This window comes from Streptomyces sp. 11x1, assembly GCF_032598905.1.
Lineage (GTDB): Bacteria > Actinomycetota > Actinomycetes > Streptomycetales > Streptomycetaceae > Streptomyces.
In genome coordinates this window covers 2964120-2988477 of record NZ_CP122458.1, presented here as the reverse complement: position 1 = coordinate 2988477, position 24358 = coordinate 2964120, and the positions used below count along the sequence as shown (strand labels likewise).

Here is a 24358-nt window from a genome sequence, read left to right as displayed (position 1 = left end):
AGTTGTCAGATCTGCAAGGGACGCCTTCTCTCGAGGCGTCCCTTCTTTCTGTCCCCGAGCCCCGGCTCGGCTCCTGACTCCCCGCCTCGGCCCCCGACCCACCTCACCCTCATTAACGTCTGATGTGCCCTGCACGTTCATGGGCGAAACCGCGGGTTCATGGAGTGAGACAAGGCCGGAAGGTAGAGTCCAGCGCCGTGCACCTCAAGGCCCTGACCCTCCGTGGGTTCAAATCGTTCGCCTCGGCGACCACGCTCCGGTTCGAACCGGGCATCACGTGCGTCGTCGGGCCCAACGGTTCGGGCAAGTCCAACGTCGTGGACGCGCTCAGCTGGGTCATGGGCGAACAGGGCGCCAAGTCGCTGCGCGGCGGCAAGATGGAGGACGTCATCTTCGCCGGCACCACCGGGCGCCCCCCGCTCGGCCGCGCCGAGGTGTCGCTGACCATCGACAACTCCGACGGGGCCCTCCCCATCGAGTACTCCGAGGTCACGATCACGCGGATCATGTTCCGCAACGGCGGCAGCGAGTACCAGATCAACGGCGACACCTGCCGACTCCTCGACATCCAGGACCTGCTCTCCGACTCCGGCATCGGCCGTGAGATGCACGTCATCGTCGGCCAGGGACAGCTGGACTCCGTCCTGCACGCCGACCCCATGGGCCGCCGCGCCTTCATCGAGGAGGCCGCCGGCGTCCTCAAGCACCGCAAGCGCAAGGAGAAGGCGCTTCGGAAACTGGACGCCATGCAGGCCAACCTGGCCCGCGTCCAGGACCTCACCGACGAACTCCGCCGCCAGCTCAAGCCGCTGGGCCGCCAGGCCGCCGTCGCACGCCGGGCCGCCGTCATCCAGGCCGACCTGCGAGACGCCCGCCTGCGCCTGCTCGCCGACGATCTCGTACGCCTCCACGCCGCGCTCCGTACGGAGGTCGCCGACGAGGCCGCGCTGAAGCAGCGCAAGGAGGCCGCCGAGACCGAGCTGAAGAAGGCGCTCCAGCGGGAGGCCCATCTGGAGGGCGAGGTGCGCCGGCTGGCCCCGCGCCTCCAGCGCGCCCAGGAGACCTGGTACGAGCTGTCGCAGCTCGCCGAGCGGGTGCGCGGCACGATCTCCCTGGCCGACGCCCGGGTCAAGAGCGCCACCTCCGCGCCCGCCGAGGAGCGGCGCGGCCGCGACCCGGAGGACATGGAGCGCGAGGCCGCCCGCATCCGTGAACAGGAGGCCGAACTCGAAGCGGCCCTGGAGGCCGCCGAGCGCGCCCTGGAGGACACCGTCGAGCACCGCGCCGACCTGGAGCGGCAACTCGTGGTCGAGGAACGCCGGCTGAAGGATGTCGCCCGCACCATCGCCGACCGCCGCGAGAGCCTCGCCCGGCTGAACGGCCAGGTCAACGCCGCCCGCTCCCGCGCGGCCTCCGCACAGTCCGAGATCGACCGCCTCGCCGCCGCCCGCGACGAGGCGCGCGAACGCGCCGCCGCCGCCCAGGAGGAGTACGAGGCGCTCAAGGCCGAGGTCGACACCCTCGACGCCGGCGACTCCGACCTGGCCGAACAGCACGACGCCGCGAAGCGCGCCCTGGCCGAGGCCGAGACCGCCCTCGCCGTCGCCCGCGAGGCCACGACCACGGCCGAACGCCGCCGGGCCGCCACCCAGGCCCGCCACGAGGCCCTCGCCCTCGGCCTGCGCCGCAAGGACGGCACGGGCGCGCTGCTCGCCGCGAAGGACCGGCTCGGCGGAGTGCTGGGCCCGGCCGCCGAACTGCTGACGGTCACCCCGGGCTACGAGATCGCCCTCGCGGCGGCCTTCGGCGCGGCGGCCGACGCGATCGCGGTGACCTCACCCTCCGCAGCGGCCGAGGCGATCCGCCTGCTGCGCAAGCAGGACGCGGGCCGCGCGGCCCTGCTACTGGCAGGAGCACCGGACGACGTGGCGCCGTCCTCGGGGACAGCGCCTCAAAGGGGCGCGGGGAACTGCGCGACCAGCCACGACGGGCCCGCGGACGAAAGACGACCTCTCCCGGCATCCCCTCCCGCGCACTTCGCCGCAGACCTGATCCGGACCTCCTCCGACCTCACACCCGCCGTACGCCGCCTCCTGCACCGCATCGTCGTCGTGGACACCCTCGAAGACGCCGAGGCCCTGGTCTACGCCCGCCCCGACCTCACCGCCGTGACCGCCGAAGGCGACCTGCTCGGCGCACACTTCGCGCACGGCGGCTCGGCCGGGGCACCGAGCCTGCTGGAGGTGCAGGCCGCCGTCGACGAGGCGGCGGCCGAGCTGGAGGAGCTCGCCGTACGGTGCGAGGAGCTGGCCGAGGCCCAGCGGCACGCGGTCGAGCTGCGCCGGGAGCGGGCCGGGATCGTGGAGGAACTGGGGGAGCGGCGCCGGGCGGGCGAGCGGGAGAGGTCGGCGGTCGCGCAACAGCTCGGGCGGCTGGCCGGGCAGGCGCGGGGCGCCGCCGGGGAGGCGGAGCGGTCCACGGCCGTCGCCGCACGCGCCCAGGAGTCGCTCGACAAGGCCGTGGAGGACGCCGAGGAGCTGGCCGAACGGCTCGCGGTGGCCGAGGAGATGCCCGTGGAGGAGGAGCCGGACACCTTCGTACGGGACCGGCTCGCGGCGGACGGGGCCAACGCGCGGCAGACCGAGATGGAGGCACGGCTCCAGGTGCGGACCCACGAGGAGCGGGTCAAGGGGCTCGCGGGGCGTGCGGACTCCCTCGACCGGGCCGCGCGCGCCGAGCGCGAGGCGCGGGCGCGCGCCGAACAGCGCAGAGCGCGGCTGCGGCACGAGGCGGCCGTGGCCGAGGCCGTCGCCTCCGGCGCCCGGCAGCTGCTCCGCCACGTCGAGGTCTCCCTCACCCGCGCGGAGCGGGAACGCACCGCCGCCGACGCGGCCAAGGCACGCCGTGAGCAGGAGCTCGCGCAGGCCCGCAACGAGGGGAGGGACCTCAAGGCGGAGCTGGACAAGCTGACCGACTCCGTCCACCGGGGCGAGGTGCTCGGCGCCGAGAAGCGGATGAGGATAGAGCAGCTGGAGACCAAGGCGCTGGAGGAGCTGGGCGTCGAACCGGAGGGGCTGATCGCGGAGTACGGGCCCGACCAGCTCGTACCGCCGTCGCCGCCTGCGGAGGGGGAGGAGCTGCCGGAGGACCCGGAGCACCCCCGCAACCAGCCGAAGACGTTCCACCGCGCCGAGCAGGAGAAGCGGCTGAAGGCGGCCGAGCGGGCGTACCAGCAGCTCGGCAAGGTCAATCCGCTGGCGCTGGAGGAGTTCGCGGCGCTGGAGGAACGGCACAAGTTCCTCAGCGAGCAGTTGGAGGACCTGAAGAAGACCCGTGCCGATCTGCTGCAGGTGGTGAAGGAGGTCGACGAGCGGGTCGAGCAGGTCTTCACCGAGGCCTACTGGGACACCGCGCGGGAGTTCGAGGGCGTGTTCGGCCGGCTCTTCCCCGGCGGCGAGGGACGGCTGATCCTCACCGACCCGGACAACATGCTCACCACCGGTGTCGACGTGGAGGCCCGGCCGCCGGGCAAGAAGGTGAAGCGGCTGTCGCTGCTCTCGGGCGGGGAGCGGTCGCTGACCGCCGTCGCCATGCTGGTGTCGATCTTCAAGGCGCGGCCCAGCCCGTTCTATGTGATGGACGAGGTCGAGGCGGCGCTCGACGACACCAACCTCCAGCGGCTGATCCGGATCATGCAGGAGCTGCAGGAGGCCTCGCAGCTGATCGTGATCACCCACCAGAAGCGGACCATGGAGGTCGCCGACGCGCTGTACGGCGTGTCCATGCAAGGCGACGGTGTCTCGAAGGTGATCAGCCAGCGGCTGCGTTAGGCGGGTCCGAGCGGGGGTAGGCGCGGCTGGTCCAGCAGATCATCAGGCCCGTTCCCCCGACATCGGCGACGTGCTCGCCGAGGAGTACAGACGTGACCAGCACAGCGCAGCCCAGGGCAGGAGCTCGGGGCGCTCAGCCCGACCATCTCTCGCACGTGATCTTCATCGCGGCGGCGGCCGCGATGGGCGGCTTCCTCTTCGGCTACGACAGTGCCGTGATCAACGGCGCCGTCGAAGCCATCCGCCACCGCTACGACATCGGCTCCATGGCCCTGGCGCAGGTCATCGCCGTCGCCCTGATCGGCTGTGCCGTGGGCGCGGCCACGGCGGGCCGGATAGCCGACCGCATCGGCCGTATCCGGTGCATGCAGATCGCGGCCGCCCTGTTCACGGTCAGCGCCGTCGGCTCCGCGCTCCCCTTCGCGCTGTACGACCTCGCCTTCTGGCGGATCGTCGGCGGCTTCGCCATCGGCATGGCGTCCGTCATCGGCCCCGCCTACATCGCCGAGGTCGCCCCGCCCGCCTACCGGGGCCGGCTCGGCTCGTTCCAGCAGGCCGCGATCGTCGTCGGCATCGCCGTCTCCCAGCTGGTCAACTGGGGCATTCTGAACGCCGCCGACGGCGACCAGCGCGGTGAACTGCTCGGCCTGGAAGCCTGGCAGATCATGCTCGGTGTCATGGTCGTCCCGGCAGTGCTCTACGGCCTGCTCACCTTCGCGATCCCCGAGTCGCCGCGCTTCCTGATCTCCGTCGGCAAGCACGAGCGCGCCCGTGAGGTGCTCACCGAGGTCGAGGGCGGGGACGTCGATCTCGACGCGCGGGTCGCCGAGATCGAGTCGGCCATGAACAGCGAGCACAGGTCGACCTTCAAGGACCTGCTCGGCGGCAGCTTCCTCTTCAAGCCGATCGTCTGGATCGGCATCGGCCTGTCGGTCTTCCAGCAGTTCGTCGGCATCAACGTCGCCTTCTACTACTCCGCGACGCTGTGGCAGTCCGTGGGCGTCGACCCCAGCGAGTCGTTCTTCTACTCCTTCACGACCTCGATCATCAACATCGTCGGCACCGTCATCGCGATGATCTTCGTCGACCGGATCGGCCGCAAGCCGCTCGCCCTCATCGGCTCCGTCGGCATGGTCCTCGGCCTCGCCCTGGAGGCATGGGCCTTCTCCTACGACCTCGTCGACGGCAAGCTCCCCGCCACCCAGGGCTGGGTCGCCCTGATCGCCGCACACGTCTTCGTCCTCTTCTTCGCCCTCTCCTGGGGAGTCGTCGTCTGGGTCATGCTCGGCGAGATGTTCCCGAACAGGATCCGCGCCGCCGCCCTGGGTGTGGCGGCGTCCGCCCAGTGGATCGCCAACTGGGCCATCACCGCGAGCTTCCCGACCCTGGCCGACTGGAACCTCTCCGTGACGTACGTGATCTACACGGTCTTCGCCGCGCTCTCCATCCCCTTCGTCCTGAAGTTCGTCAAGGAGACCAAGGGCAAGGCGCTTGAGGAGATGGGCTAGCCCCACCTCCCGTACCCCTCCGCCGTCCCGGCCCGACCACCGAGCGGGCCGGGACGGCGGCTCTCCGGGGACGTGGGGCGGTCAGTCGGCGAGACGCGGCAGCACCCGCTCGGCGAACAGGCGCAGTCCCCGCCAGCCCTCCTCGACCGGCATCCCGCCGACCAGCGGATGCAGGACGTAGTTGTCCAGGCCCAGCGCCACGCACTCGTCCGGCGTGACGATCCGGTACACGCCCTCGGCGCGCAGCTCCGCCACCGTCGCCGCGCCCGACCGCACGGCCGACCGGATGTCGACCGACTGCCAGGAGGCGTACGTCCGCGCCTCGTGCAGGAAGTGCCGGCCGTACTCGGCCCACGCCCGGTCCGGGTCCTCCGCCACGTGCAGCAGGGGTGTCTCGGCAGCCGGCATCATCGTCCAGCCCTCGGTGCCGTACTCGACGAGCCGCTCCTTGTAGTACGCCTCCAGCTCCGGCAGGTGCGCGCTCGGGAAGAAGGGGAGCCCCAGGCGTGCCGCCCGGCGGGCCGCCGCCTTCGAGGAACCGCCGACCAGCAGCAGCGGATGCGGCTCGGTGCCCGGGCGCGGGGTGACCCGGACCGTGCGCCCCCGATAGGTGAACGGCTCGCCCGTCCACGCCCGGAGCAGCGTCTCCAGCACCTCGTCCTGGAGTTTGCCCCGCTCCTTCCAGTCCACGTCGAACTGCGCGTACTCCTCCGGCCGGTACCCGATCCCAGCGACGGTCACGAGCCGCCCGCCGCTCACCAGATCCAGTACGGCGATGTCCTCCGCCAGCCGCAGCGGATCGTGCAACGGCCCGATCGCCGCCGACACCGTCACCGCGATCTGTCGTGTAGCCCCGAACACCGCCCCCGCGAAGACGAACGGCGACGGCAGCCAGTTGTTCTCGACCCCGTGGTGCTCCTCCGTCTGCACGGTGCTGACGCCCTGCACGTCGGCGTACGCGGCCATCTCGACGGCGGCCCGGTAGCGGGCCCGGAGCGAGGCGGGCGTGGCGCCGGGCTCGACCAGGTTGAAACGGACGACCGTGACGGGCATGGGACCCCCTTCGGACGGCTGTGAAGGGGGACGTTAGCTGACGAGGTGTCAGGTTTCTAGGGGAGGGTGTGTGACGGCCCACTGCATGGGCCGTCACACACCCTGGGGACGCTTCTCTGCGCACCCGACGGGCCCCTCCGCATACTGGTCCCGTTGTGACTCCGCCCCTCAGGGGCTTCCGTCCGACGAGATGCCGGGCGGCGGGCCAGCCCGGCCCGTGGGGGTAACCCCGACGTGCCCAACGAACCGTCGGACGGGAGGTCACGCCATACTGGCCTAGTTATGGAACTCATCCTTGCTGTAGTCATCGCCGTGGTCGTGCTCGGCGTGCTGGGCGGGCTCGTCGTAGGCAGCCGCAGGAAGAAGCCGCTGCCCCCGGCTCCCCCCACGACACCCGACATCACCGCCCCTCCGGCCGAGCCGCATGTCGGCGACGAGGCCGAGACGCCGCGCGACGAACCGCGCCGGACGATCGAGGAGGTGGATCTCCCGGACGGTTCGGCGTCGGCGCCCGTGGCCGTCGAGGAACCGCCCGCCCCCGAGATCGAGATCCCCGAGCCGACCGCCGGCCGTCTGGTACGGCTGCGCGCCCGGCTCTCCCGCTCACAGAACGCGCTCGGCAAGGGGCTGCTGACGCTCCTCTCGCGCGAGCACCTCGACGACGACACCTGGGAGGAGATCGAGGACACCCTCCTCACCGCCGACGTCGGCGTCCAGCCCACCCAGGAACTGGTCGAGCGGCTGCGTGAGCGAGTGAAGGTCCTCGGCACCCGCACCCCGGCGGAGCTGCGCACACTGCTGCGCGAGGAACTGCTGAAGATCCTCGTCCCCGAGTTCGACCGGGCGGTCAACACCGACTCGCCGCTCGACACCCCGGGCATCGTGATGGTCGTCGGCGTCAACGGCACCGGCAAGACCACCACCACCGGCAAGCTCGCGCGTGTCCTCGTCGCCGACGGCAAGAACGTCGTCCTCGGCGCCGCCGACACCTTCCGCGCCGCCGCCGCCGATCAGCTCCAGACCTGGGGCGAGCGCGTCGGTGCCCGTACCGTGCGCGGCCCCGAGGGCGGCGACCCGGCGTCCATCGCCTTCGACGCCGTCAAGGAGGGCATCGAGGAGGGCGCCGACGTCGTCCTCATCGACACCGCCGGCCGGCTGCACACCAAGACCGGTCTGATGGACGAGCTCGGCAAGGTCAAGCGTGTCGTCGAGAAGCACGCGCCGCTGGACGAGATCCTGCTCGTCCTCGACGCCACCACCGGCCAGAACGGTCTCGTCCAGGCGCGGGTCTTCGCCGAGGTCGTCGACATCACCGGCATCGTCCTCACCAAGCTCGACGGCACCGCCAAGGGCGGCATCGTCATCGCCGTGCAGCGTGAGCTGGGTGTGCCCGTCAAGCTCGTCGGCCTGGGAGAGGGAGCGGACGACCTGGCGCCGTTCGAGCCGGAGGCGTTCGTGGATGCCCTTATCGGCGAGTGACAGGCGGTGGCCACCTGCGGGAACCCGTAGGTGGCAGGGAAGAAGCGCCCGCCCCCAAGGTGCAGTTGGGGACGGGCGCTTCGCTGTGTACGGACAGCGGCCGGCCGGCCGGGGTCAGGCCCGGGAGCGGTGGGCCACGTAGGCCAGGGTGCCCAGCAGCAGCCGCGCGGCCGGTGGCCTGGTCGCCGAGTCGAGCGCGGGGGAGCGGAGCCAGCGGACCGGGCCGAGGCCCCCGCGGTCGGACGGTGGGGCGGTGACATGGGTGCCGGGGCCGAGACCGCGCAGGTCCAGGGCGGAGGGGTCGTCCCAGCCCATGCGGTAGAGCAGGGAGGGCAGCTCGGCGGCGGCGCCGGGGGCGACGAAGAAGTGGGCGCGGCCCTCGGGGGTGGCGATCACGGGGCCGAGGGGTAGGCCCATGCGTTCCAGGCGGACCAGCGCGTGCCGCCCGGCCGACTCGGCGACCTCGATCACGTCGAACGAGCGGCCCACCGGCAGCATCACGGAGGCGCCGGGGAAATCGGCCCAGGCCTCGGTCACCTCGTCGAGCGTCGCTCCGGCGCGGAGGGGAGGCGCGAAGCCGAGGGGGTGTGCGCCGGGCGCGGAGCAGGCCGTCCTGCCGCACGAGCACGCGCCCGCAGCCGTCCGCGCGCCGGGGACGACGTCCCATCCCCAGAGGCCGGTGAACTCGGCCACCGCCGTGCACTCCGAGGAACGGCCGCGTCGACGCGTGCCGGATCGCATCTCCCGGATGCCGCCGATCGTGAAGCCCATGCCCCCTCCAACGGGTCCAGCGCGCGAGTGGTTACGCGACGGAGTCAGAATGCGACGCTCTGCTTCCGCAGGGGGCGGCGCACTGCGGCACCCCGGGTGGCGCGGTCGCCGACGCGCGCCCCTCAATGCATCGCTACGCCCACTACCGGCCGTCCTGTGTCAAGTGAATCGCGGACGGGTCACCGTTAGTTCATTCGAAGGGGTGGCGAATGGTGGCGTTTCTGGAATCGCCGTGGCCGGACGCGTGATCGTAGGATTACTTTGAGTGCACGAGGTCTGGGGACGTGCACGCTCGTGGGTATGCCGGAGGCAAGTCGTCTTTCCGTTCGATGGGTGACGGGGGTCGGACGTACGGCGTGGTAACCGGCATTCTGGTAGGGCTTGGCGCACACAGCGCACAAGTGGGTTCAGGGATGGGGGCGTTCCAGTGGGCGGCAACGGCGGAAGCGGCACGAACGCTGAGAAGCGCCCGAACGAACTGCTCGGTTCGTGGTTCGTCCGCAGCGGATGGTCCAAGGGCGAGCTCGCCCGGCAGGTGAACCGCCGGGCCCGTCAGCTCGGCGCCAACCACATCTCCACCGACACCTCGCGCGTACGCCGGTGGCTCGACGGGGAGAACCCGCGCGAGCCGATCCCGCGGATCCTGTCCGAGCTGTTCTCCGAGCGGTTCGGCTGTGTCGTCGCGGTGGAGGACCTGGGGCTGCGCGCGGCGCACCAGTCCCCGTCCGTCTCCGGCGTCGACCTGCCCTGGACGGGCCCGCAGACCGTGGCGCTGATCAGCGAGTTCTCGCGCAGCGACCTGATGCTGGCGCGGCGCGGCTTCCTCGGGAGCTCGCTCGCCCTCTCCGCGGGCCCGGCCCTCATCGAGCCGATGCAGCGCTGGCTCGTCCCCTCGCCACCCGCCCCGCGCGCGGAGCCCGAGCCGTCGCCCGCCGCGCGCCGCGCCGGCCGGCTCTCCCAGCCGGAGCTGGACCTCCTCGAATCCACGACGGTGATGTTCCGGCAGTGGGACGCCCAGTGCGGCGGCGGTCTGCGCCGCAAGGCGGTCGTCGGCCAGCTGCACGAGGTGACCGACCTCCTCCAGGAGCCGCAGCCCGAGGTCACCACCCGGCGACTGTTCAAGGTCGCCGCCGAGCTGGCCGAGCTGGCCGGCTGGATGAGCTACGACATCGGCCTCCAGCCCACCGCTCAGAAGTACTTCGTCCTCGCCCTGCACGCGGCGAAGGAGGCAGGCGACAAGCCCCTCGGATCGTACGTCCTGTCCAGCATGAGCCGGCAGATGATCCACCTCGGCCGGCCCGACGACGCGCTGGAACTGATCCATCTCGCCCAGTACGGCAGCCGCGACTGCGCGAGCCCGCGCACCCAGTCGATGCTGTATGCGATGGAGGCCCGCGCCTACGCCAACATGGGCCAGCCCGGGAAGTGCAAACGGGCGGTGCGGATGGCCGAGGACGTCTTCTCGGACGCCGAGGAGTGGGACGACCCGGACCCCGACTGGATCCGCTTCTTCAACGAGGCCGAGCTGCACGGCGAGAACAGCCACTCCTACCGCGACCTCGCCTATGTCGCCGGCCGTAGCCCCACCTACGCCTCCCTCGCCGAGCCCGTGATGCGCCGGGCCGTCGACCTCTTCGCCACGGACACCGAACACCAGCGGTCGTACGCGCTGAACCTCATCGGCATGGCCACCGTGCACCTGCTCCAACGTGAGCCCGAGCAGGGCGCCGCCATGGCCAAGGAGGCCATGGACGTCGCGCGCAAGGTCCGCTCCGAGCGCGTCAACACCCGCATCCGCAAGACCGTCGACACCGCCGTACGTGATTTCGGCGGTCTCGCCGAGGTCGTCGACCTCACGGACCAGCTCGCCGTCCACCTCCCCGAGACCGCCGAAGCGGTCTGACCCGGCCCGGCACCACGCCAGGGCCCCTTCCGCGCCGGCCGCGGCCTGCCATCCCGAACTGCCCGACTCGGCTCCCCCATGCCAGGTCATCGGATGGTCTGCCGCGGTCGGTCTTTCTTGTTCGCCCGGCTTCGTCGTACGCGCGAGCCGGGTTGTCTGCAAAGGTTGCGGTGCGATAACCACCGTCGCGGTTGGCGTCAGTGGCCCTGCGCGAAATGGGAATAGGAATCCGGCATGTCTCGCATTCGGGTCGTTACTTCTTCGGGGGAGGCCCGCATTGGGGTGGAGCGGCATTTGCGGATTGACACAGGTGTTGCAGCACTGGCAACCTCTCCCCTGCGGGTCGGAACCAAGCGGCCTGTTTTGATGACGTTCGACCACGTCATCTCTCACGGGGAACGGGGAATTCTTTCCATGTGCAAGAAGACATCGCTTTCGGTAGCTTTGACGGGCCTCGTGGCGGGTCTGTTCGTCACGCTTCCGGCTTCCGATGCGAATGCCGCCACGTGGACAACGCACACAAAGAAGTACTCGCAGACGAAGAGCTTCTACTCCAAGCCGCTGAAGCGCTGTGTCCGCACCACTCTGTCCGGTAAGGTGACCTTTAAGTACGGTTACATTGTGGGTCGACACACCTACAAGGACATCAAGGTCATCGAGCCGAAGATGGCGACCAAGGTCCTGACCAAGTGCTCGGGTGGTAAGGCCGCCACCACCACGAAGATGGAGATGACGCAGCGCTGGTACGAGAGCCGTAAGTGCGAAATGGAGGTCGGGGTCTCTGCGGGTGCCCCGTGGAGCATCTCGGTGACCCCGACGGTGGAGTGTGGCTCGCGCAAGGCCGGCACACGCAAGTCCGTATACGGCAACAAGAACAAGACTTACACGCAGTCCAACACCGGTCGGCCGTTGTATTTCAAGGGCAAGCTGGAGATCCGGCACTCGCCCACCGCCAAGTATGACCGGAGGTTCTGCATGTCGGGTCGTCCGACAGTGCAGGCGTACGTCAAGAACAACTCCGATGCTTGGTCGCAGACGATGAAATTCTGCTTCAAGCGGTAAAAGCGGGAAGTGGACAGAAAGTTGAAGCGGGTTCCTGGTGTCGCATCCTGACACGGGGGACCCGCTTTTTTTGGTGCGGCCGGCGGAGGGCTTCAGGTGAGTGGCTGTCTGGGGCGGATGGTGCAGGGAAAGGTCTCATCGAGGTAACGGAGAAAGTTCCCGCAGGGCCGGGGTTTTACAGGGACGTAACATCAGTCGCCGGTTGGTTACATCCTTGAAATGTTCCGTAGCGTCGATCGAAACCGGGTTTGGTGAGTCTGGGGCGCATCTTGGCCCCAACGCCCGCACGGGCCGTTCCAACGACGAGGAGTACCGGCATTGAACGGCACAGATACCGGATTCGTATTGATCAGTGCAGCGCTCGTCATGCTGATGACGCCCGGCTTGGCCCTCTTCTACGGCGGCATGGTGCGGGCGAAGAGTGTGCTGAACATGTTGATGATGTCCTTCATCTCGCTCGGCATCGTCACCGTTCTGTGGGTGCTGTACGGCCACTCCCTCGCCTTCAGCGGTGACTCGGGTGGCTTCATCGGCAACCTGGACATGATCGGGCTGAAGGGCGTGAACGCCGACAGCACGATGGAGAGCTTCACCGGCAACGACATCTCGTTGTTCGCCTTCTCCCTCTTCCAAATGCTGTTCGCCGTCATCACGGCCGCCCTGATCAGCGGTGCTCTCGCCGATCGTGTCAAGTTCGGCGCTTGGATGATCTTCATCGGCGTGTGGGTCACCGTGGTCTACTTCCCGGTCGCCCACTGGGTCTGGGGTGGCGGCTGGCTGGCTCAGCTGGACCCGGCCGTGATCGACTTCGCCGGTGGTACCGCTGTCCACATCAACGCCGGTATCGCTGCCCTCGCTGCGATCCTGGTCGTGGGCAAGCGCGTCGGGTTCAAGAAGGACCCGATGCGTCCGCACAACATGCCGCTGGTTCTGCTCGGCACCGCTCTGCTGTGGTTCGGCTGGTTCGGCTTCAACGCGGGCTCCGAGCTGGGCGTCGACGGCACCACGGCACAGATGGCCATCAACACCCAGGTCGCCACTGGCGCTGCCATGCTCGGCTGGCTGATCTACGAGCGCATCCGCCACGGCGCGTTCACCACGCTCGGTGCCTGCTCCGGCGCGGTCGCCGGCCTGGTCGCGATCACCCCGTCCGGCGGCAACGTCAACATCTTCGGAGCCCTGCTCATCGGTGTCGTCGCGGGTGCTGTCTGCTCCTGGGCCGTCAGCCTCAAGTACAAGCTGGGTTACGACGATTCCCTCGACGTCGTCGGTGTCCACCTGGTCGGCGGTGTCCTCGGCACCCTGATGGTGGGCTTCCTCGCCATCGACGGCAAGGGCGGCGGTAGCCAGTTCCTGTCGCAGGCCATCGGCGCCTTCGCCGTGATGGGTTACACCTTCGTCGTGACCTGGGTTCTTGCCTTCGCCATCCAGAAGACGATCGGCTTCCGAGCCTCCGAGGACGACGAACTCGGCGGTATCGACCAGGCCGCCCACGCCGAGACCGCGTACGACTTCAGCTCGGCCGCCGGTTCGCACATCTCCGCCAGCACGAGCAGCGTCGCTGCCACCACTGAGAGCAAGAAGGTCGAGGCATGAAGCTGATCACCGCGGTCGTCAAGCCGCACCGGCTCGACGAGATCAAGGAAGCCCTGCAGGCCTTCGGGGTGCACGGACTTACGGTGACCGAGGCCAGTGGGTACGGTCGGCAGCGGGGACACACCGAGGTGTACCGCGGCGCCGAGTACACGGTCGACCTGGTTCCCAAGATCCGGATCGAGGTTCTGGCCGAGGACGACGACGCCGAGCAGTTGATCGACGTCATCGTCAAGGCCGCCCGCACCGGCAAGATCGGTGACGGCAAGGTCTGGTCCCTCCCGGTCGAGACGGCCGTACGGGTCCGGACCGGCGAGCGCGGCCCGGACGCGCTCTGACCGAAGAGAAGAACAGGAGTCGCTGGGTGACGAGTACGGACGTACGTACGGATGCAGAGGACTCGGGACCCAGCGGCTATGCGGCGGCCCGGCTGCGCCTCCTCCAGGAGGGGGCGCGGTCCGGGCCGCCGCGCCGTTCGGCCCTGGCCGAACTGACCGACGACTGGCTGGCCGGCCTCTTCGGGGCGGGAGCCGCCGAGCCGCGCGGGGTCTCCCTCGTGGCCGTCGGGGGATACGGGCGCGGCGAGCTCTCGCCCCGCAGCGACCTCGACCTGCTGCTCCTGCACGACGGGTCCGACGCGGAGGCGGTGGCCGCGCTGGCCGACCGCATCTGGTACCCCGTCTGGGACCTGGGGCTGGCCCTCGACCACTCCGTGCGCACCCCCGCCGAGGCCCGCAAGACGGCCGGCGAGGACCTCAAGGTGCAGCTCGGGCTGCTGGACGCCCGCCACATCGCCGGTGATCTGGGCCTGACCGCCGCACTGCGGACCTCCGTCCTCGCCGATTGGCGCAACCAGGCACCCAGACGTCTGCCGGAGCTCCAGGAACTGTGCGCCGAGCGGGCCGAACGGCAGGGGGAGCTGCAGTACCTGCTGGAACCCGACCTCAAGGAGGCGCGCGGCGGGTTGCGTGACGCCACCGCCCTGCGCGCCGTCGCCGCCTCCTGGCTCGCGGACGCCCCGCGCGAGGGGCTCGCCGACGCCCGGCGCCGCCTGCTCGACGTCCGGGACGCGCTCCACCTCTCCACCGGGCGCGCGACCGACCGGCTCGCGCTCCAGGAACAGGACCAGGTCGCCGCCGAGCTGGGGCTGCTGGACGCCGACACCCTGCTGCGCCAGGTGTACGAGGCGGCGCGGGTCATCTCGTACGCCAGTGATGTCACCTGGCGTGAAGTGGGGCGCGTGTTGCGTTCGCGCGCCGTGCGGCCCCGGCTGCGCGCCATGCTCGGCGGGGGCAAGCCGGCTCCCGAGCGGTCGCCGCTGGCCGAGGGTGTGGTCGAGCAGGACGGTGAGGTCGTGCTCGCGCGCGCCGCCAGGCCCGAGCGGGACCCCGTGCTGCCCCTGCGCGCCGCCGCCGCTGCCGCCCAGGCCGGACTGCCGCTGTCCCTGCACGCCGTACGCCGCCTCGCGGCCACCGCCCGGCCGCTCTCGACGCCCTGGCCGGCGGAGGCGCGCGAGCAGCTCGTCACCCTGCTGGGCTCCGGGCGTCCGACCGTCGACGTCTGGGAGGCGCTGGAGGCCGAAGGGCTCATCACCCATCTGCTGCCCGACTGGGAGCGGGTGCGCTGCCGGCCGCAGCGCAACGCCGTGCACATCTGGACCGTCGACCGGCACCTCATCGAGACCGCGGTGCAGGCCTCGGAGATGACCCGCCGGGTGCACCGGCCGGACCTCCTGCTCGTCGCCGCGCTGCTGCACGACATCGGCAAGGGCTGGCCCGGCGACCACTCCGTCGCCGGCGAGATCATCGCCAAGGACGTGGCCGCCAGGATCGGCTTCGACCGCGACGACGTGGCGGTGCTCTCCACCCTCGTACGGCATCATCTGCTGCTCGTCGACACCGCCACCCGGCGTGATCTGGAGGACCCGGCCACCGTCCGCTCGGTGGCCGACGCCGTCGGATCGCCGGGCACGCTCGAACTGCTGCACGCGCTGACCGAGGCGGACGCGCTGGCCACCGGCCCCGCCGCCTGGTCGTCGTGGCGCGCCTCCCTCGTCTCCGAACTCGTCCAGCGGGTCGACGCGCTGTTCGCCGGGGACGAGCCGGAGGAGCCGGAGCCCGGTGAGACCAGTGCCGAGCAGGAGCGGCTCGCCATCGAGGCGTTCCGCACGGGCGGGCCGGTGCTGTCGCTGCGCGCGCAGACGGAGGCCCCGGCCGAGGAGACGGACGACAAGGCGGACCCCGAGCCGCTCGGGGTCGAACTGCTCATCGCCGTGCCCGACCAGGCGGGCGTGCTGCCCGCGGTCGCCGGCGTGCTCGCCATGCACCGGCTCACCGTGCGCACGGCCGAGCTGCGCAGCTTCGACCTCCCGGACGGCGTCGAGGGCTCGGTCCTGCTGCTGAACTGGCGGGTCGCCGCCGAGTACGGCTCGCTGCCCCAGGCGGCCCGGCTCCGCGCCGACCTCGTCCGGGCGCTCGACGGCTCCCTGGACATCACCGGGCGGCTCGCCGAGCGGGACGCGGCCTACCCCCGGCGGCGGGGCGTGGTCGCGCCCCCGCCGCGTGTCACGGTGGCCCCGGCGGCCTCCCGGCACGCCACGGTCATCGAGGTCCGCGCCCAGGACGCGCCCGGGCTCCTGCACCGCATCGGACGGGCCCTGGAGGATGCGCACGTTCGCGTGCGCAGCGCGCACGTCAGCACGCTGGGCGCCAACGCCGTGGACGCGTTCTACGTCACCGGACCGAAGGGGGCGCCGCTGCCGGGCGACGAGGCCGCGTCCGTGGCGCGCAAGCTGGAGGAGACCCTGCGCGGCTGACCACGTCGGGTACGGGACCGCCCGGTTCTGTACCCGACGCGGCCGGGCTCCGTCACCGTTGTCCACAGGGGTGGAGACCTGACCACACCCAGACAGATACCCTGGAGGGCAGCCCACCCTGCCCCCGACTCCGAGGACCGACACCGCCGTGTTCGATACGCTCTCCGATCGCCTCTCAGCGACTTTCAAGAACCTGCGCGGCAAGGGGCGCCTTTCCGAGGCCGACATCGACGCCACGGCGCGCGAGATCCGCATCGCGCTCCTGGAGGCGGACGTCGCCCTGCCGGTCGTCCGGGGCTTCATCAAGAACGTCAAGGAGCGCGCGCTCGGCGCCGAGGTCTCCAAGGCGCTCAACCCGGCCCAGCAGGTCCTCAAGATCGTCAATGAGGAGCTGGTCGGGATCCTCGGCGGCGAGACCCGCCGTCTGCGCTTCGCCAAGCAGCCGCCGACCGTGATCATGCTCGCGGGTCTCCAGGGTGCCGGTAAGACGACCCTCGCGGGCAAGCTGGGCCGCTGGCTGAAGGAGCAGGGCCACTCGCCGCTCCTCGTCGCCTGCGACCTCCAGCGCCCGAACGCCGTCAACCAGCTCAGCGTGGTCGCCGAGCGCGCCGGTGTCGCGGTCTACGCCCCCGAGCCGGGCAACGGCGTGGGCGACCCGGTCAAGGTGGCCAAGGACTCCATCGAGTTCGCGAAGTCGAAGGTCCACGACATCGTGGTCGTCGACACGGCGGGCCGCCTGGGCATCGACCAGGAGATGATGCAGCAGGCCGCCGACATCCGGGACGCGGTCTCCCCGGACGAGATCCTCTTCGTCGTCGACGCGATGATCGGTCAGGACGCCGTCAACACGGCGGAGGCCTTCCGGGACGGCGTCGGCTTCGACGGCGTGGTCCTCTCCAAGCTCGACGGTGACGCCCGCGGTGGTGCCGCCCTGTCGATCGCCTCGGTCACCGGCAAGCCGATCATGTTCGCGTCGAACGGCGAGAAGCTCGACGAGTTCGACGCGTTCCACCCGGACCGGATGGCCTCCCGCATCCTCGACATGGGTGACCTGCTCACCCTGATCGAGCAGGCGGAGAAGACCTTCAGCCAGGAAGAGGCCGCCAAGATGGCCTCCAAGCTGGCGTCCAAGAAGGGGCAGGACTTCACCCTCGACGACTTCCTGGCCCAGATGGAGCAGGTCAGGAAGATGGGCAGCATCAGCAAGCTGCTCGGCATGCTGCCCGGCATGGGGCAGATCAAGGACCAGATCAACAACATCGACGAGCGTGACGTCGACCGCACGGCCGCGATCATCAAGTCGATGACCCCGGCCGAGCGTCAGGAGCCGACGATCATCAACGGCTCGCGCCGCGCCCGTATCGCCAAGGGCTCCGGTGTCGAGGTCAGCGCGGTGAAGAACCTCGTCGAGCGGTTCTTCGAGGCCCGCAAGATGATGTCCCGCATGGCCCAGGGCGGCGGCATGCCCGGGATGCCGGGGATGCCCGGCATGGGTGGCGGTCCCGGCCGGGCCAAGAAGCAGCCCAAGCAGGCCAAGGGCAAGCAGCGTTCGGGCAACCCGATGAAGCGCAAGCAGCAGGAGCAGGAGGAGGCCGCGCGCCGGGCCGCCGCGGCCCAGGGCGGCGCCTTCGGACTGCCGGGCCAGCAGGCCGGTCAGGACTTCGAGCTGCCGGACGAGTTCAAGAAGTTCATGGGCTGAGGCCCGGGACGGCGGACGCCGCGTGACCGGCCGGGGGGTGTGGCCGGGCGCGCGGCGCCGGGTTGCCGTGTGCGTGGACGGCATGGGTGTGGTGTCGCTCGTGGTGCTCCTGCTGGCAACTCCCGTACGCGGATGTGTTGTTCCCCTGGACGATGCGTCAGGTTAGGCGCGCGGCACGGCATTTGACCAAGGGAAAGCGCTACCGGCCCGCTTTCTTCACACCATTCGCAACACCGTTCACACCCGCGTCGGAAGAGGTGGCGAAGACCTTCTCAGGGCGTCCGTGCGATGAGGTAGCGGAAGACGTTCGGCATCCAGACCGTCCCGTCCCGACGGCGGTGCGGATGCAGCGCCTCGGTCAGTTCCTTGTCCACCTGGTCCTGGTCCGTGGCCCCGATCGCCGCGTCGAAGAGCCCGGTCGACAGCAGCCCTCGCACGGCGTTGTCCACGTTGGCGTACCCGAAGGGGCAGGCCACCCGTCCGGAGCCGTCCGGTTTCAGACCGGCCCGCTGGGCGACCTCCTCCAGGTCGTCCCGCAGCGCCGGACGCCAGCTGCCGGTGCTGCGCAGGGGATCGGCGAGCTTCGTGGCCACGCGGAGCACGGCGGACGTGGTGCAGCGCTCCGGTGGGCCCCAGCCGGCGAGGACCACGGGGGTGCCGCGCTCCGCGAGCGGGGTCGCGGCGGCGAGCAGTTCGCCGAGCCCCTCGGAGTCCCCGGCCAGAGAGCCGATCGGCTCGAAGGCGGTCACCAGGTTGTAGAGCGGTTCATCGGGCGCACGGGCCACGTCCTCGGGGGCACCTTCGACGACCCGGGTGGCGGCGCCCGCGCGCGTGCCCCAGGACTCCGGCCGCAGCCGTTCCCGTGCCAGTGCCGTTCTCTCCGGAGCCGCCGAGTCGACGCCGGTGGCCGCGGCTCCCCGCCCCGCCGCCATCAGCAGCGCGAGCCCCGACCCGCAGCCGAGGCCGAGCAGCCGCGTCCCGGTACCGACGTCGAGCCGCCGGTACACGGCTTCGTACAGCGGTACCAGCATCCGTTCCTGGATCTCCGCCCAGTCACGCGCGCGTGCACACCGGTCCACGCGGGTTGCCCTTCCCGCGCGAGGCAGTTGCTGCCGCACGAGCGTAGGTGTCATATCGAAAGCGCCCCAATCCGCCGTGAGTTGCCGTTGCCGGATTTCCTGGCCCCCGTGGCAGTGCGCGCTCGCACTCCCCCCGTATGCCAGGTAACTCCGCACCCGGCGAGTCGTCCAGGGGTCTCGGACACCGTTCTGCGAAGTGTCCAGGGATGGAAAAAAGAATTCACATCGCCGCAATATGCCCCCGTACCATTCGGCCATGGCAAAGGCACCCGTTCTCACGCCGCGTGCGCACGACTTCCCGCGCTGGTACCAGGATCTGATCACCAAGGCCGAACTGGCCGACAACGGTCCGGTGCGCGGCACCATGGTCATCCGACCGTACGGGTACGGCCTCTGGGAGCGGATGCAGCAGGAGATGGACGCCCGGATCAAGGAGACGGGCACGCAGAACGCGTACTTCCCGTTGCTGATCCCGCAGTCGTACCTCACCCGTGAGGCCGAACACGTCGAGGGCTTCGCGCCCGAGCTGGCGGTCGTGACGCACGGCGGCGGCAAGGACCTCGAAGAGCCCGCGGTGGTCCGCCCCACCTCCGAGATGATCATCAACGCCTCCTTCTCGAAGTGGGTGCAGAGCTACCGTGACCTCCCCCTGCTGATCAACCAGTGGGCCAACGTGGTCCGTTGGGAGCTGCGCCCCCGCCTCTTCCTCCGCACGAGCGAATTCCTCTGGCAGGAGGGCCACACGGCGCACGCGACGTACGAGGAGGCGCGCGACTTCGCCGCGCACATCCATCGGGAGGTCTACGAGGACTTCATGGTGAACGTCCTCGCGATGGACGTCGTCCCGGGCCGCAAGACGGTCAAGGAACGCTTCGCCGGCGCGATCAACACCCTCACGCTTGAAGGCATGATGGGCGACGGCAAGGCGCTGCAGATGGCCACCAGCCACGAACTCGGCCAGAACTTCGCCAAGGCCTTCAACACCCGCTACCTGTCGAAGGACGGCACGCAGGAACTCGTCTGGCAGACCTCCTGGGGATCCACCACCCGCATGATCGGCGCCCTGGTGATGATGCACGGCGACGACGCCGGCCTCCGCGTCCCGCCCCGGCTGGCCCAGGTCCAGGCCGTCGTCGTCGCGATCAAGGGCGACGACGCGGTTCTGGCCAAGGTCCGCGACCTCGGTGCGAGGCTGAAGGCGACGGGCGTCCGCGTCCAGGTGGACGACCGCACGGACGTCCCGTTCGGCCGCCGAGCCGTCGACTGGGAGCTGAAGGGCGTGCCCGTACGCATCGAGGTCGGCCCCCGTGACCTGGAGAACGGCACCGCGATGCTCGCCCGCCGCATCCCGGGCGGCAAGGAGCCGGTCGCGCTCGACTCGCTCGTACACCTGCTCCCCACCGTCCTGGAGGAGGACCAGGCGCTCCTGCTGCGGCAGTCGCGCGAGCGGCGCGAGTCCCGGACGACCGAGGTGTCCACGCCCGACGAGGCCATCGAGGCGGCCACGGCCGGCGGCTGGGCGCGGATCCCCTGGTCGACGCTGGGCGAGGACGGCGAGAACCGGCTCGGGGAGCACGCGGTGACGGTACGGTGTCTGGTCGCCGAGGACGGGTCGGTGCCCGACTCCTACGACGCACCCGGTAACGTCGCCGTCGTGGCGCGCGCTTACTAGAGCACCCCGTTCCGCCGGGAGAGCGACCGAAACGTCCCTTGCGCATCTGCCGAACTCAGGTGCCCCGGCGCGCGGACCTCGTCTACGCGCCGGGGCGTACGTGTGCCTACGTACCGCCTTGTGGCGAGCTGCGAGGCTTCTCCGCAGATCAGCGCACCCGCCCTCGTCAGGGCGCACTAGTGGCAACTGACGGGTACGTGCAAATTATTTGGGATGGCCCGGAATCGGAACACAGGGGCACTCAGGCTCGTTGCCATTACGTGAGCACGACACAGACACCACCTGTTCTCGCCGCAGAACTGGCACAGGCGTGGGCCGACATTCAACGGCACCACCCCGAGCTGCCGGATCTTGCCGCTCCCGAGTCCCTGATCGGAGAGTCGTCGTCCGCTTGCGGGCACGAGCTCTCCTTCGAGCGACTGCTCCATGAGGCAGTCCATGGCATCGCCGCCGCGCGTGGGGTCCGCGACACCTCACGCGCCGGCCGCTACCACAACCGCAGATTCCTCGCGATCGCCGAGGAGCTCGGCCTCGACCACCCCGAGGAGCCGCATCCCAGCAGCGGTTTCTCGCTGGTCACGCTCAATCCCGAGGCCAAGCGTCGCTATCGCCCGACCATCGACAGACTGCAGCGCGCCCTCAAGGCCCACACCGCCGCGACCTCCGCGGACACGGCCCGCAGCTTCCGGGGCCCGGCCGCCCGGCACGGCTCCTCCGGTGGCGGCGTCCGCGTCAAGGCCGTGTGCGACTGCGGACGCAACGTCCGCGTGGTCCCGTCCGTACTCGCCCAGGCCCCCATCGTCTGCGGCGGCTGCGGCAAGCCCTTCCGGATCCCGGAGGTCGTGGGCGCGGCGTGAGGCGAGGGCGAGCCGAGGAGACGGCGAGCTGAACAGACGGCTGCTCGTGGCAGCCGTATCCGGTTCGCGGTCGGTCTGTGGTCCGCCCTCGCCGCGGGCAGTCGTGCCGCTGGACGTGGCACGGGTGGATGCGGGCGGCACCCGGTGAACGAGTCCCTGCCGGGTGCCGCTTCGGCATGACCGCGTGCACGCCCGGTAAGAGGCGAACCCCAGCGTGTGGCACAATGGCTAGCTGTACTCGACAGTCGCACAGGACCCCTCTCTCCTCCGGCTGACGCGTCCATCGGGCACTCGGGTACCGCAACCCCACGCGGCTCTCTCGCCGTGCCCAACCACGTCAAATCCAGGAGAACCCACTCCCGTGGCAGTCAAGATCAAGCTGAAGCGTCTGGGCAAGATCCGTTCGCCTCACTACCGCATCGTCGTCGCCGACTCCCGCACCCGCCGTGACGGCCGTGCGATCGAGGAGATCGGCAAGTACCACCCGACGTACAACCCGTCGGTCATCGAGGTCGACGAGGACCGCGTCGCGTACTGGCTGGGTGTCGGCGCGCAGCCGACCGAGCCCGTGCTCGCCATCCTGAAGAAGACCGGCGACTGGCAGAAGTTCAAGGGCGAGCCCGCCCCGGCGCCGCTGCTCGTGGCTCAGCCGAAGTCCTCGCGCCCGTCGTTCGAGGCCCTGGGCGGCGACGACGAGGGCAAGGGTGAGGCGATCACCCAGAAGAAGAAGGCCGACAAGAAGGACGAGGCATCCGCCGAGTCCGAGTCGACCGAGGCCTGAGCATGCTCGAGGAGGCTCTCGAGCACCTCGTCAAGGGCATCGTCGACTACCCCGACGATGTGCAGGTCGCTTCCCGCAACCTGCGCCGCGGGCGCGTACTCGAGGTCCGGGTCCACCCCGACGACCTCGGCAAGGTGATCGGCCGTAACGGCCGTACCGCCCGTGCCCTGCGTACCGTCGTGGGCGCTATCGGCGGCCGCGGTGTCCGTGTCGACCTCGTCGACGTGGACCACGTCCGCTGACGAACATCGCAGCACCGGCTCGGGCCGGGGAGGGCCACTGGGCCGTCCCCGGCCCGTAGTCGTATGCGTGGCATGAGTCCCATGCGTTGTATGAGTTGTATGAGTCGTATGACAGGAGATCGAGCACAGTGCAGCTCGTAGTCGCACGGATCGGCCGCGCCCACGGCATCAAGGGCGAGGTCACCGTCGAGGTCCGCACCGACGAACCGGAACTCCGGCTCGGCCCCGGCGCCGTCCTGCTCACGGACCCCGCCTCGACGGGCCCCCTCACCATCGAGACCGGCCGTGTCCACAGCGGTCGGCTGCTCCTGCGCTTCGAGGGCGTCCGGGACCGCAACGCCGCCGAGGCCCTCCGCAACACCCTGCTGATCGCGGAGGTGGACCCGGAGGAACTGCCGGAGGAGGAGGACGAGTACTACGACCACCAGTTGATGGACCTGGACGTGGTCACCAAGGACGGCGTCGAGGTCGGCCGGATCACCGAGATCTCGCATCTGCCCTCCCAGGACCTGTTCATCGTCGAACGGCCCGACGGGAGCGAGGTGATGATCCCGTTCGTCGGGGACATCGTCACCGAGATCGACCTGGAGGAGCAGAAGGCGGTCATCGACCCGCCGCCCGGTCTGATCGACGACCAAGCGGAGATCGCGTCCTCCCGGGACGAGTCCTGATGCGGCTCGACGTCGTCACGATCTTCCCCGAGTACCTCGAACCCCTGAACGTCTCCCTCGTCGGCAAGGCCCGCGCCCGTGGACAGCTCCAGGTGCACGTCCACGACCTGCGGGAATGGACGTACGACCGGCACAACACGGTCGACGACACCCCGTACGGCGGCGGCCCCGGCATGGTCATGAAGACCGACCCCTGGGGCGACGCACTCGACGACGTGCTGGCTCAGGGATACGAGATGGGATCCGCCCGGCCCGCGCTCATCGTCCCCACCCCCAGCGGCCGCCCCTTCACCCAGGCGCTCGCCGTCGAACTCTCCGAGCGCCCCTGGCTGGTCTTCACGCCGGCGCGCTACGAGGGCATCGACCGGCGTGTGATCGACGAGTACGCCACCCGCATGCCGGTGTACGAGGTGTCCATCGGTGACTACGTCCTCGCCGGCGGTGAGGCGGCCGTCCTCGTCGTCACCGAGGCCGTGGCACGACTGCTGCCCGGCGTCCTCGGCAACGCCGAGTCCCACCGCGACGACTCCTTCGCGCCCGGCGCCATGGCCAACCTTCTGGAGGGGCCGGTGTACACCAAGCCGCCCGAGTGGCGCGGCCGGGACATCCCCGAGGTGCTGCTCAGCGGCCACCACGGCAGGATCGCGCGCTGGCGGCGGGACGAGGCGCTCAAGCGCACGGCCGCCAACCGGCCCGACCTCATCGAGCGCTGCGACCCCAAGGCCTTCGACAAGAAGGACCGCGAGATGCTCTCCATCCTGGGCTGGGCGCCGGATCCGGAGGGGGTGCCCCATGGCCGATTTTGGCGGCGGCCCGAGGGCGTGGAAGAATAGGCCGCTGTTGTGCGTCGTCCGGCGCGCGCCCCTGCCACAGGGGGACACGACGCCCGCCCCGACCCGGACAGCATCCTCTCGTAACACCTAGCTCCCGCCTATGACCTGTGGCATGGGCGAAGAAAGCAGACGAAATGTCTCACCTGCTCGACTCCCTCGACTCCGCGTCGCTGCGGAGCGACATCCCGGCGTTCCGCCCGGGTGACACCGTCAACGTCCACGTGCGCGTCATCGAGGGCAACCGCTCCCGTGTGCAGCAGTTCAAGGGCGTCGTCATCCGTCGCCAGGGCGCCGGTGTCCGCGAGACCTTCACGGTCCGCAAGGTCTCGTTCTCCGTCGGCGTCGAGCGCACCTTCCCGGTGCACACCCCGATCGTCGAGAAGATCGAGCTCGTCACCCGCGGTGACGTCCGTCGCGCCAAGCTGTACTACCTGCGCGAGCTGCGCGGCAAGGCGGCGAAGATCAAGGAGAAGCGCGACAACTGATCGCGCGTTCGAGTCACAAAAGGTC

At 70.2% G+C, this 24358-nt stretch carries 19 protein-coding genes; 16 read left to right on the top strand and 3 right to left on the bottom strand.

Features of this window, described 5'->3' with window-relative positions; translation table 11 throughout:
* Positions 1–197: 197 nt before the first annotated feature.
* Complete coding sequence (gene smc, locus P8T65_RS12930; protein ID WP_316725563.1) at positions 198–3830, top strand: chromosome segregation protein SMC; 3633 nt, start codon at positions 198–200, stop codon at positions 3828–3830.
* Between the two features lie 92 nt (positions 3831–3922).
* Entirely contained in the window at positions 3923–5338 is a 1416-nt protein-coding gene (locus P8T65_RS12925; protein WP_316725562.1) for a sugar porter family MFS transporter, read from the top strand.
* A gap of 81 nt (positions 5339–5419) precedes the next feature.
* On the opposite strand, the gene P8T65_RS12920 is transcribed toward P8T65_RS12925, so the two are convergent.
* A complete protein-coding gene (locus P8T65_RS12920) occupies positions 5420–6391 on the bottom strand; it encodes an LLM class flavin-dependent oxidoreductase (RefSeq protein ID WP_316725561.1) in 972 nt (323 codons plus the stop codon).
* Between the two features lie 282 nt (positions 6392–6673).
* Between P8T65_RS12920 and ftsY the strand changes: the two genes are divergently transcribed.
* Positions 6674–7870 carry a signal recognition particle-docking protein FtsY gene (gene ftsY, locus P8T65_RS12915; RefSeq protein ID WP_230220733.1) on the top strand — a complete coding sequence of 399 codons (1197 nt, stop codon included), beginning with the start codon at positions 6674–6676 and terminating at the stop codon, positions 7868–7870.
* A 114-nt stretch (positions 7871–7984) separates the two neighbouring features.
* On the opposite strand, the gene P8T65_RS12910 is transcribed toward ftsY, so the two are convergent.
* Positions 7985–8641: a bifunctional DNA primase/polymerase gene (locus tag P8T65_RS12910; RefSeq protein ID WP_316725558.1), complete on the bottom strand. Its 657-nt coding sequence runs from the start codon at positions 8639–8641 to the stop codon at positions 7985–7987.
* A gap of 427 nt (positions 8642–9068) precedes the next feature.
* On the opposite strand from P8T65_RS12910, the gene P8T65_RS12905 reads away from it, so the two are divergent.
* The 6 genes from P8T65_RS12905 to ffh all read left to right on the top strand — a co-directional run bounded on the left by P8T65_RS12905 (position 9069) and on the right by ffh (position 17713).
* On the top strand, positions 9069–10544 hold the full coding sequence (locus P8T65_RS12905) for a hypothetical protein (RefSeq protein WP_316725556.1): 1476 nt from the start codon (positions 9069–9071) through the stop codon (positions 10542–10544).
* Positions 10545–10778: 234 nt separating this feature from the next.
* The gene (locus P8T65_RS12900; RefSeq protein WP_316725555.1) at positions 10779–11606 is read left to right on the top strand and encodes a hypothetical protein; all 828 of its coding nucleotides are present in this window, start codon (positions 10779–10781) and stop codon (positions 11604–11606) included.
* A 318-nt stretch (positions 11607–11924) separates the two neighbouring features.
* Positions 11925–13202: an ammonium transporter gene (locus tag P8T65_RS12895; protein WP_316725554.1), complete on the top strand. Its 1278-nt coding sequence runs from the start codon at positions 11925–11927 to the stop codon at positions 13200–13202.
* Entirely contained in the window at positions 13199–13537 is a 339-nt protein-coding gene (locus tag P8T65_RS12890) for a P-II family nitrogen regulator (RefSeq protein ID WP_003997576.1), read from the top strand. Before P8T65_RS12895 ends, P8T65_RS12890 begins: the two co-directional genes overlap by 4 nt.
* Before the next feature lie 26 nt (positions 13538–13563).
* A complete protein-coding gene (locus P8T65_RS12885) occupies positions 13564–16014 on the top strand; it encodes a [protein-PII] uridylyltransferase (RefSeq protein ID WP_316725550.1) in 2451 nt (816 codons plus the stop codon).
* Between the two features lie 148 nt (positions 16015–16162).
* Positions 16163–17713, top strand: a complete 1551-nt coding sequence (gene ffh, locus P8T65_RS12880; RefSeq protein WP_316725548.1) for a signal recognition particle protein — start codon at positions 16163–16165, stop codon at positions 17711–17713.
* Positions 17714–17985: 272 nt separating this feature from the next.
* Here ffh and P8T65_RS12875 read toward each other — a convergent pair whose 3' ends face one another.
* Positions 17986–18846 (bottom strand): SAM-dependent methyltransferase, encoded by an 861-nt coding sequence (locus P8T65_RS12875; protein WP_316725547.1) that lies wholly within the window; start codon positions 18844–18846, stop codon positions 17986–17988.
* Positions 18847–19048: 202 nt separating this feature from the next.
* Here P8T65_RS12875 and proS point away from each other — a divergent pair, with 202 nt between their 5' ends.
* The 7 genes from proS (at position 19049) to rplS (ending at position 24333) form a co-directional block, all read left to right on the top strand.
* On the top strand, positions 19049–20464 hold the full coding sequence (proS, locus tag P8T65_RS12870) for a proline--tRNA ligase (RefSeq protein ID WP_316725546.1): 1416 nt from the start codon (positions 19049–19051) through the stop codon (positions 20462–20464).
* A 260-nt stretch (positions 20465–20724) separates the two neighbouring features.
* Positions 20725–21321, top strand: a complete 597-nt coding sequence (locus P8T65_RS12865) for a hypothetical protein (protein ID WP_033526923.1) — start codon at positions 20725–20727, stop codon at positions 21319–21321.
* 361 nt (positions 21322–21682) lie between these two features.
* Positions 21683–22102 (top strand): 30S ribosomal protein S16, encoded by a 420-nt coding sequence (gene rpsP, locus P8T65_RS12860; protein WP_316725544.1) that lies wholly within the window; start codon positions 21683–21685, stop codon positions 22100–22102.
* A gap of 2 nt (positions 22103–22104) precedes the next feature.
* A complete protein-coding gene (locus P8T65_RS12855) occupies positions 22105–22344 on the top strand; it encodes an RNA-binding protein (RefSeq protein ID WP_033526925.1) in 240 nt (79 codons plus the stop codon).
* Positions 22345–22472: 128 nt separating this feature from the next.
* Positions 22473–23015: a ribosome maturation factor RimM gene (rimM, locus tag P8T65_RS12850; protein WP_316725543.1), complete on the top strand. Its 543-nt coding sequence runs from the start codon at positions 22473–22475 to the stop codon at positions 23013–23015.
* Complete coding sequence (trmD, locus tag P8T65_RS12845) at positions 23015–23848, top strand: tRNA (guanosine(37)-N1)-methyltransferase TrmD (protein WP_316725542.1); 834 nt, start codon at positions 23015–23017, stop codon at positions 23846–23848. Before rimM ends, trmD begins: the two co-directional genes overlap by 1 nt.
* A 134-nt stretch (positions 23849–23982) precedes the next feature.
* On the top strand, positions 23983–24333 hold the full coding sequence (rplS, locus tag P8T65_RS12840) for a 50S ribosomal protein L19 (RefSeq protein WP_033526928.1): 351 nt from the start codon (positions 23983–23985) through the stop codon (positions 24331–24333).
* Positions 24334–24358: the final 25 nt, after the last annotated feature.

What these genes read in the sequence shown, in the direction of transcription:
- P8T65_RS12875 (WP_316725547.1), bottom strand. Translation starts at nt 18,846, where the DNA reads ATGACACCTACGCTCGTGCGGCAGCAACTGCCTCGCGCGGGAAGGGCA.
- proS (WP_316725546.1), top strand. Translation starts at nt 19,049, where the DNA reads ATGGCAAAGGCACCCGTTCTCACGCCGCGTGCGCACGACTTCCCGCGC.
- ftsY (WP_230220733.1), top strand. Translation starts at nt 6,674, where the DNA reads ATGGAACTCATCCTTGCTGTAGTCATCGCCGTGGTCGTGCTCGGCGTG.
- P8T65_RS12890 (WP_003997576.1), top strand. Translation starts at nt 13,199, where the DNA reads ATGAAGCTGATCACCGCGGTCGTCAAGCCGCACCGGCTCGACGAGATC.
- trmD (WP_316725542.1), top strand. Translation starts at nt 23,015, where the DNA reads ATGCGGCTCGACGTCGTCACGATCTTCCCCGAGTACCTCGAACCCCTG.
- P8T65_RS12920 (WP_316725561.1), bottom strand. Translation starts at nt 6,391, where the DNA reads ATGCCCGTCACGGTCGTCCGTTTCAACCTGGTCGAGCCCGGCGCCACG.
- P8T65_RS12900 (WP_316725555.1), top strand. Translation starts at nt 10,779, where the DNA reads ATGTCTCGCATTCGGGTCGTTACTTCTTCGGGGGAGGCCCGCATTGGG.
- rplS (WP_033526928.1), top strand. Translation starts at nt 23,983, where the DNA reads ATGTCTCACCTGCTCGACTCCCTCGACTCCGCGTCGCTGCGGAGCGAC.
- P8T65_RS12855 (WP_033526925.1), top strand. Translation starts at nt 22,105, where the DNA reads ATGCTCGAGGAGGCTCTCGAGCACCTCGTCAAGGGCATCGTCGACTAC.
- P8T65_RS12910 (WP_316725558.1), bottom strand. Translation starts at nt 8,641, where the DNA reads ATGGGCTTCACGATCGGCGGCATCCGGGAGATGCGATCCGGCACGCGT.